This window comes from Syntrophorhabdaceae bacterium (assembly GCA_028698615.1).
Lineage (GTDB): Bacteria > Desulfobacterota > Syntrophorhabdia > Syntrophorhabdales > Syntrophorhabdaceae > Delta-02.
In genome coordinates, this window is sequence record JAQVWF010000009.1 from 1 (window position 1) to 8,592 (window position 8,592).

An 8,592-nucleotide genomic window follows, 5' to 3' on the forward strand; every position below is an offset into this window, starting at 1 on the left:
CCGTCCCCAGAAACATCAGACAAACAAGGACAAAACAGGTCTTTTTCATCTATCCCCTCTCTCCTATCGATTCAGCAAAAACTCATTGACCGCGTGAATTACCCCGGGGCCCATAAAAAGATACAGCACCGCGCATAACGACAGGAAGGGCCCGAAGGGAATCGCATATTTGGTACCCTCTTCCCTGCCTTTCATGAACATGAGCGGAATGCCGACAAGAGTACCCACGATAGAACCGCCGATCAGGGAAAAGAGAACTCCCTTGAGGCCGCTGAAAGAGCCGATCATGGCAAGGAGCTTGATATCACCACCTCCCATGCCTTCACGCTTCGTGATCAACTGGTAACCATAGGCGATGGCAAAGAGGACGCCGCCGCCGATAAGCACTCCCCAGACGGCCTCCATCACCTGGAAACCCGGCCTGACAAGAGATATGATCAATCCCGCGACCATGCCTCCGACACTGAGGATGTCGGGGATGATCTGGAAATCATAATCAATGAAAGATACAACAATAAGGACCGCCACAAAGAACATCTGGATGAAAAACTCGTAGGAGAGTCCCCACCTGCGGTAGATCATCATGAAGACGACTGCCGTTATGAGCTCGACAAGGAAGTAGCGGAAGGAGATCCTTGCCCCGCAATCCCTGCATTTCCCTTTCAGAACGAGATAGCTGATGAGGGGGACATTATCGTAGAACCTGACCGGTTTTTCACAGGCAGGACACGAAGACGGGGGGTGAACGATCGATTTTTTTCTTGGGATCCTGTAAATGCAAACGTTAAGAAAGCTGCCAATCACCGCTCCGAAAACGAAAACAACTATTAGAAATATGATGTGCATAATACCCTTTGCTCACTTTACGTTCGTCAAAACCCCGTTCTCATCGATAGTCCAGGTATCATCGAGTATCCTGTCATTGTCAAGGTCGCCGTTTGCTTCAGCGACAAACCGGGTCGAGCTGGCGTACCGTATCTTAAAATGGTACTTCTTTGTCTTTTGCTTCCAGTTGGCAAGCTTGGTAGCGTCAGTCGTATAGGATCCATACTGCGACCTGTACACCTCCTCCGCTTGTCTGACGCATTGAAGCTGGGTCCTCACACGCATCTGTTCAGTCTTCTTGCCGCGCATGGCGTACATGGGAAGGGCAATCATGACTATCACACATATCACAACCACCCCCACCAGAAACTCCAATAATGTGAAACCGTTTTTTGTCATATTGTTAATCAAGAGGGGGGCTCCAAGCCCCCCTCTTCGCTCGAATTCTTAGTTCTTTGGCACGTATTTTGCGTCAATGGTCCCTGCACTCCATGTCCATGTAGTCAGAGTAGCATCGCTGGTAAGCAAGATGGTCCCGTTAGCGCCGGTACCAATGCCCGTGGATGTCGCTGTTATCACGACCGGATTCCCATCTGATGCAGCTACCGTAATGGCGGAAACGTGGCTTGGCAGGTTTATCCCGTAGACCGTTGTGAACGTGGCGGCATCAGCGGCGGCGCACGCAGCATTACCGGTTGAAGACTCTGAAGCCAGCGCAATGCATGCCGTCTTGACGGAACCCACTGTGTTCGTCACTTCTGTCATACGCGCCTTCCTCGTATAGTCCATGTATGCCGGGAGAGCGATGGCTGCAAGGATACCGATGATGGCGATAACGATGAGAAGCTCGATCAACGTGAAGCCTTTTGTGTTCTTGTGAAGCTTTAACATACTACACCTCCTGAAATTATGTAAGCTAGTAGTTCTAATATCGCTAGTTTAGCACAACTATTAACGATGTAAATGATTTTCGTCACGTTTTTGAGAAAATGTATTCGCCGCGCCATGCCTGGCCACCACACCCCATTCTCTTTTATTTATAGTATGTTAGATCTGGCAAAGAAAACATGCAACCCTGTGTTCCTCATCGCCTGTAAGCCCGGGGGTCTGTCCCCCGCACTGTTCTCTCCTGTCATCGCATTTGTCATAATATGGACATGCTTGAAGCCTGACATCGCCCGTCGGTTCCTCCCTGAGGGCGAATTCTCCCCGGGAGGCCTTTATAAGCATCCTTGTATAGGGGTGGAGAGGGTTCAAAAGGACCTGATCCCGGCCGCCCGTCTCCACCACCTTTCCCTTATAGAGGACAAGGATACGGTCGGAGAGGAAACGGACAATGTTCAGGTCGTGGGACACGAACACCATGGAAATATTTGACTTTTCCCTAATGTCCAGAAAAAGGTTGACGATTTGCGCCTGTATGGACACGTCGAGAGATGATACCGGTTCGTCGGCGATGATGAGCGCTGGCTCCGTTGCAAGGGCCCTCCCTATTGCCACCCTCTGTCTCTGGCCGCCGCTCATCTCATGGGGGTATTTTTTCAGGAAATCCTCATCAAGGCCGACGCTCCTCAGAATCTCGGCGACCCTTGCCCCAACATTCACTTTCCCTTTTGCCATGCCATGGAACTGAACAGGTTCGCTAATGATCTCACTAACTTTCATTCTCGGGTTGAGCGATGAATAGGGGTCCTGGAATATGATCTGCATCTCTTTTCGGAGTCTCTTGACCTCTTCGGCACCAGCTTTGAGCAGGTCAACGCCGTCGAAGACGATCTCGCCGCCATCGGGTCTCTCAAGAAGGAGGACACACCGCGCCAGCGTACTCTTCCCCGAGCCGCTTTCGCCCACGACGCCCAGGGTTTCACCTGCCGCCAGTTCAAAGCTGACACCGTCGACCGCCCGTATCGTCTCTCTGGCCAGGGAAAAGACGGATCTGCGGACCTCGTAATGCTTCTTGATGTCTAATACAGATAACAGCGAACCCATTGATCCTTTCCGACCTCCTTCATGACAGGCTCTTCGCCCCTGCAAACGTCCATGACGCGGGGACACCGGGGGTGGAACTTGCATCCCGATGGCAGCTCGGAGAGTTTCGGCACCGAACCGGGAATGGCTTTGAGCCTCCTGGCGTTCCCCGAAAACCCATAGATAGACTCCAGGAGGCCCCTGCCATAGGGGTGAAGGGGCTCTTTGAAGAAGTCCCCGACATTGTTCCTCTCGACCATCCTCCCCGCATACATGAGGCCGACGCACTGGCCCATGGACTTCACTATCATCAGATCGTGGGTAATGAACAGCATTGACATTCCCAGGGAATCCACAAGGCCCCGTATCAGGTTCAGTATCTGGGATTCCGTAGCAACGTCCAGGGCGGTCGTAGGTTCGTCGGCGATGATGAGAGAGGGATTACAGGAGACGGCCATCGCCATGAGTACCCGCTGTCTCTGGCCACCCGAGAGCTGGTGGGGATACTGGGCGTATCTGTTTTCCGGCTCATCGAACCCCACCTGCGACAAGAGTTTCAGGGTCTGTCCTCTTATGTCATTGCCCTGATGGACCCCGTGTATCTCCATGGTCTCGGCTATTTGCTCCCCTATTCTCAAAACAGGGTTCAAGGCGGTCATGGGCTCCTGGAAAACCATGCCTATGCGGTTGCCGCGAACCTCCTCCATCTGCCTTACACTCAGATCCAGGAGGTTTCTGCCTTCAAATACGATCTTTCCCGAGACAATCCTGCCCGGAGGGTGGACAAGGCGCATGATCGAATGAGCCGTCACGGTCTTGCCCGAACCGCTCTCCCCGACAAGACCGAAGACCTCACCCTTGTCAATCGTGAAGGTGACGTCATTAACGGCGGATATGACCTCCTCCCCCGTAAAGAACGACGTGTTAAGACCGGTTACCTGGAGAAGCGTCCTGTCGTTTGTATTTGCCATGGATAGAAACGGTTCCCAAAGGGAAATTTTTTTTGATTATTTGGACCTTATGCATTATACTTAACCTTAATAAAATGGCAAGCCTTTTATGTATGAGCTAAGGTCTGACGGCACATACATATTTTTTATATAAAGAGCACCGTTCATACACGTAAACTATCCCCATGAGGTGAATCATGTCACAGAAAGAGCCGACAGATTTCAGGGAAGGACTAACCTTCGATGACGTTCTGCTGGTGCCGGCTTCGAGTAATATAATGCCTGCCGACGTCGACGTCTCCACATACCTTACCCCGGCCATCAAGCTCAACATCCCCATACTCAGCGCCGCCATGGACACCGTGACGGAATCGAAGACGGCCATCTGTCTCGCTCAGGAAGGCGGCATCGGTATCATTCACCGGAACATGACCATAGCCGACCAGGCCCACGAAGTCGAAAAGGTCAAGAAATCGGAAAGCGGCATGATCGTCGACCCCATCACTATCGGGCCGGAAAGCAAGATCAAGGACGCCCTGGATCTCATGTCGCACTATCGCATCTCCGGCATACCCGTCACAAAAGGCACGAAGCTTGTAGGTATTATCACCAACAGGGACCTCCGGTTCGAGACCAATCTGGAACGAAAGGTCCAGAACGTTATGACGAAAGAAAACCTCGTCACCGTAAAGGAAGGTATTGGGCTCGAAGAGTCAAAAAAGATTCTCCACAAGCACAAGATAGAAAAACTGCTCGTGGTGGACAGGAATTTCGATCTCAAGGGACTCATTACTATTAAAGATATAGAAAAGATGCGCAAGTACCCCAATTCCTGCAAGGACCAGCTGGGAAGGCTCCGCGTCGGTGCCGCCGTCGGCGTGGGACCCGACAGGGACGAGCGTGTGGAGGCCCTTCTCAAGACGGGATGTGACGTGATAATCATCGATACCGCCCATGGGCACTCGAGGAATGTCATCGAATCCATCAAAGCGATAAAGAAGGACTTCCCCGACATCCAGCTCATCGGCGGCAACATCGCCACTGCCGAGGGATGCGAGGCGCTTATCAAGGCGGGATGTGACGCGGTAAAGATAGGCGTGGGTCCCGGCTCCATTTGCACGACACGGATCGTCGCCGGCATTGGCGTGCCGCAGATAACGGCAATCATGGACGCCGCGGCTGTTGCGACACGGTACCAGATACCCATCATAGCAGACGGGGGCATCAAATTTTCCGGCGACATTACAAAGGCCCTGGCGGCGGGTGCGCAAACCGCCATGATTGGGAACCTCTTCGCCGGGACAGACGAAACGCCGGGAGAAACGGTCATCTATCAGGGCAGGACATACAAGGTCTACCGCGGGATGGGTTCACTGGAGGCCATGCGCGAGGGCAAAACCCGGGACCGCTACTCCATCCCCGAAGACGAAGTGGAATCCAAGATCGTTCCTGAAGGTATCGAGGGCCGGGTACCCTATCGCGGCTCGCTCTCCATATGCATCAACCAGCTGGTGGGGGGCCTTCGGGCCGGCATGGGGTATGTCGGCACCCGAACCATTGAAGACCTCCAGCACAAGCGGAGGTTCATCCAGATCACGTCCGCCGCCTTGCGCGAAAGCCATGTGCACGACGTTATCATCACAAAGGAAGCGCCAAACTACAGGATCGAATAGAGAAATGGATAGCCATAACCGCGACTACCACGAGGAATTGATCCTGATCCTCGATTTCGGCTCCCAGTATACCCAGCTCATAGCCCGCAAGGTCCGGGAGCTTGGCGTCTATTGCGAAATATATCCCTACAATACGGAACTCGACGCCGTCAGGTCGATGAAACCACGGGGCATTATCCTTTCCGGTGGACCAAGCAGCATCAACGAAAAGGATGCACCTGTCTGTGATAAGGCGATCTTCGGCCTGGGCGTTCCCGTCCTCGGTGTCTGCTACGGCCTTCAGCTCGTGGCAAAGTTTTTCGGAGGCAAGGTTGAGAAGGCCCCAAAACGTGAATTCGGCAAGGCGCACCTCTATGTCGAAAAGGCGGACGGGTTTCTCCACGGCGTCAGGGACGGAGACATCGTCTGGATGAGCCACAGCGACAAGGTGCTCACGCTTCCCCGCGGCTTTGTCGCTCTCGCCCGGTCGGATAACTCCCCCTACGCGGCGATTCGCAACACGAAAGGCACCATATACGGCGTGCAGTTCCACCCCGAGGTGCAACACACGCCAAAAGGGAAGCGCATCCTCAGGAATTTTCTCTACAAGATATGTAAGCTCAAGGGGCTCTTCTCGCCGCAGTCATTCGTCGAACTCGCAACAGAAAGGATACGCCGGGAGGCGGGAGATGAAAAGGTCATCTGCGCCTTGAGCGGCGGCGTCGATTCTTCGGTGGTTGCCGCACTCATACACCGCGCCATAGGAGACAATCTCCGCTGTGTCTTCGTTAATAACGGGGTCTTGAGAAAGAACGAGGCCGAAGAGGTCATGGAAGCCTACAGGGACGTCCTCCATCTCAACCTCAAGTACGTTGATGCAGAGGAGACCTTCCTCAAAGCCCTGAAAGGGGTAAAAAATCCGGAACGGAAGCGAAAGATCATCGGAAGGCTCTTCATCAAAATATTTGAGGAAGAGGCCCGCGGCAACGACTCCGCCCGGTTTCTCGCCCAGGGTACCCTCTATCCCGACGTCATAGAAAGTGTCTCCTTCAAGGGACCCTCCGCCATGATCAAGAGCCATCACAATGTCGGCGGGCTCCCGAAACGGATGAAGATGACCCTCATCGAGCCATTGAGAGAGCTTTTCAAGGACGAGGTCCGGGTGGTCGGACGCGAACTCGGCGTACCTGAATATATCATCGGCAGACAACCTTTCCCCGGTCCCGGTCTCGCAGTCCGAATAATCGGCGACGTGACACCAGAGCGGCTTCATATCCTCAAGGAAGCGGACAGCATAATCCGCCAGGAGGTCGAATACAACCCCTCTTTCAAACACATATGGCAGTCCTTCGCCATACTCATACCGGTAAAGACCGTTGGTGTCATGGGCGACGAAAGGACCTATGCCAGCGTTATAGCACTCCGTGTGGTCGAAAGCGAAGATGCCATGACGGCGGACTGGGCGCGCCTTCCCTATACAACGCTCGATACAGTGGCGCGAAGGATAATCAATGAGGTCCCCGGCGTCAACAGGGTGGTCTACGACATATCCTCGAAGCCGCCAAGCACGATCGAGTGGGAGTAGACAGATATGCCCGACTTCGTCCACCTCCACCTTCATACCCAGTACAGTCTTCTCGACGGTGCAATCCGATTCGACCGTCTCTTTGATGCAGCCAAAGGGTACGGCATGCCGGCATGCGCCATCACGGACCACGGCAACATGTTCGGAGCCGCTGAATTCTACCTTGAGGCCGGCCAGCGTGGCTTGAAACCTCTTATAGGCTGCGAAGCCTACATCGCACCGAGGTCCAGACTGGACCAGAAAAGGATGAAGGGCGAGGACGTCGCCTACCATGTTGTCCTCCTTGCCATGAACAACACCGGCTACCAGAACCTCCTCAAACTCATCAGCCTCGCCCACCTGGAAGGGTTCTACTATCATCCGCGCATCGACAGGGAGATTCTCACCCGGTATCATGAGGGGCTCATCTGTCTCACTGCCTGCATCAAGGGAGAGATACCCAACGCCATTCTCAAGGGTACGGACGATATGGTCCGCAGGCACGTCGATTATTACCTCTCGCTCTTCGGCGACCGGCTCTTCTTCGAGCTTCAGGACAACGGCCTCGATGAACAAAGAATAGTCAACGAGCGCCTCATCGAGTTGTCCTCCCATTACGGTGTGCCCATCGTGGCCACGAACGACTGCCATTACCTTCGCCGCGAGGAGGCGAAGGCACACGAGCTCCTCCTGTGCATCCAAACGGGAAAGACGATCAACGATAAGGACCGCCTGAGCTTCTCGACGGACCAGTTTTACTTCAAATCACCGGATGAGATGGCGCTCGCCTTTTCGCGGTATCCCGAGGCGCTTTCCAACACGATGCGCGTCGCCGAAATGTGCAACGTCACCATCGACACGGAGACTTACCATTTTCCGGATTTCCATCCCCCCGGCGGCATGGACATCAATGAATACTTCGAACAATTGTCACGGGAAGGCTTTGAAAAACGGATGCCCGAGATACGGTCCGCCTACGATTCATTCGGCGAAGAACTCCACGACCAATATCGCAAGAGGTTGGACTACGAGATGGGCGTCATCAAGAAAACGGGGTTCTCGGGGTATTTTCTCATCGTCGCCGATTTCATCAATTATGCAAAAACAAACGGCGTTCCCGTGGGGCCGGGACGTGGTTCCGCGGCCGGGAGCCTCATCGCCTTTTGCCTCGGCATTACAGACATAGATCCCATCAAGTACGACCTGATCTTCGAGCGCTTTCTGAACCCCGAGCGTATCAGCATGCCCGATATCGATGTTGACTTCTGCCGGAAGGGACGCGACAGGGTCATCGAATATGTCACGAATAAATACGGCAAGGACAACGTGGCCCAGATCACCACTTTCGGCACCATGAAGTCCAAGGCGGCAGTACGCGATGTCGGAAGGGCGCTTGGCATGCCCTATGCGGAGGTTGACAGGATAGCCAAGCTCATCACAACGGCGGACCGGGGCATAGAGCGTGCGATACACGATGAACCCGAAATCCGTGAGCTGTACCAGAGGGACGACCGAGTCAAGGAACTCCTCGACAACGCGTGCGTAGTTGAAGGACTGGCGCGCCACGCATCGACACACGCCGCCGGGATCGTCATCGCCAACAAGCATCTTGCCGAATACCTTCCGCTTTACA

The 8,592-nt window shown here is 54.0% G+C and carries 8 protein-coding genes; 3 read left to right on the plus strand and 5 right to left on the minus strand.

Annotation, left to right across the window (positions count from 1 at the left end):
- Positions 1–63: 63 nt before the first annotated feature.
- The 5 genes from PHC90_05060 to PHC90_05080 form a co-directional block, all read right to left on the minus strand.
- The gene (locus tag PHC90_05060; protein ID MDD3845713.1) at positions 64–846 is read right to left on the minus strand and encodes a prepilin peptidase; all 783 of its coding nucleotides are present in this window, start codon (positions 844–846) and stop codon (positions 64–66) included.
- Positions 847–858: 12 nt separating this feature from the next.
- A complete protein-coding gene (locus tag PHC90_05065; protein ID MDD3845714.1) occupies positions 859–1,167 on the minus strand; it encodes a hypothetical protein in 309 nt (102 codons plus the stop codon).
- A 105-nt stretch (positions 1,168–1,272) separates the two neighbouring features.
- Positions 1,273–1,716 (minus strand): pilin, encoded by a 444-nt coding sequence (locus PHC90_05070; protein MDD3845715.1) that lies wholly within the window; start codon positions 1,714–1,716, stop codon positions 1,273–1,275.
- Between the two features lie 156 nt (positions 1,717–1,872).
- A complete protein-coding gene (locus PHC90_05075; GenBank protein ID MDD3845716.1) occupies positions 1,873–2,814 on the minus strand; it encodes an ATP-binding cassette domain-containing protein in 942 nt (313 codons plus the stop codon).
- On the minus strand, positions 2,790–3,764 hold the full coding sequence (locus PHC90_05080; GenBank protein MDD3845717.1) for an ABC transporter ATP-binding protein: 975 nt from the start codon (positions 3,762–3,764) through the stop codon (positions 2,790–2,792). Before PHC90_05080 ends, PHC90_05075 begins: the two co-directional genes overlap by 25 nt.
- A 176-nt stretch (positions 3,765–3,940) precedes the next feature.
- Here PHC90_05080 and guaB point away from each other — a divergent pair, with 176 nt between their 5' ends.
- The 3 genes from guaB to dnaE all read left to right on the plus strand — a co-directional run.
- Entirely contained in the window at positions 3,941–5,416 is a 1,476-nt protein-coding gene (gene guaB / locus PHC90_05085) for an IMP dehydrogenase (protein MDD3845718.1), read from the plus strand.
- Positions 5,417–5,420: 4 nt separating this feature from the next.
- The gene (gene guaA / locus PHC90_05090; GenBank protein MDD3845719.1) at positions 5,421–6,980 is read left to right on the plus strand and encodes a glutamine-hydrolyzing GMP synthase; all 1,560 of its coding nucleotides are present in this window, start codon (positions 5,421–5,423) and stop codon (positions 6,978–6,980) included.
- 6 nt (positions 6,981–6,986) lie between these two features.
- The coding region (gene dnaE / locus PHC90_05095) for a DNA polymerase III subunit alpha (protein ID MDD3845720.1) at positions 6,987–8,592 on the plus strand (1,606 nt) is incomplete at its 3' end.

Coding starts and splice junctions, on each gene's coding strand:
- PHC90_05060 (MDD3845713.1), bottom strand. CDS start 846: ATGCACATCATATTTCTAATAGTTGTTTTCGTTTTCGGAGCGGTGATT.
- PHC90_05070 (MDD3845715.1), bottom strand. CDS start 1,716: ATGTTAAAGCTTCACAAGAACACAAAAGGCTTCACGTTGATCGAGCTT.
- PHC90_05075 (MDD3845716.1), bottom strand. CDS start 2,814: ATGGGTTCGCTGTTATCTGTATTAGACATCAAGAAGCATTACGAGGTC.
- PHC90_05080 (MDD3845717.1), bottom strand. CDS start 3,764: ATGGCAAATACAAACGACAGGACGCTTCTCCAGGTAACCGGTCTTAAC.
- guaB (MDD3845718.1), top strand. CDS start 3,941: ATGTCACAGAAAGAGCCGACAGATTTCAGGGAAGGACTAACCTTCGAT.
- guaA (MDD3845719.1), top strand. CDS start 5,421: ATGGATAGCCATAACCGCGACTACCACGAGGAATTGATCCTGATCCTC.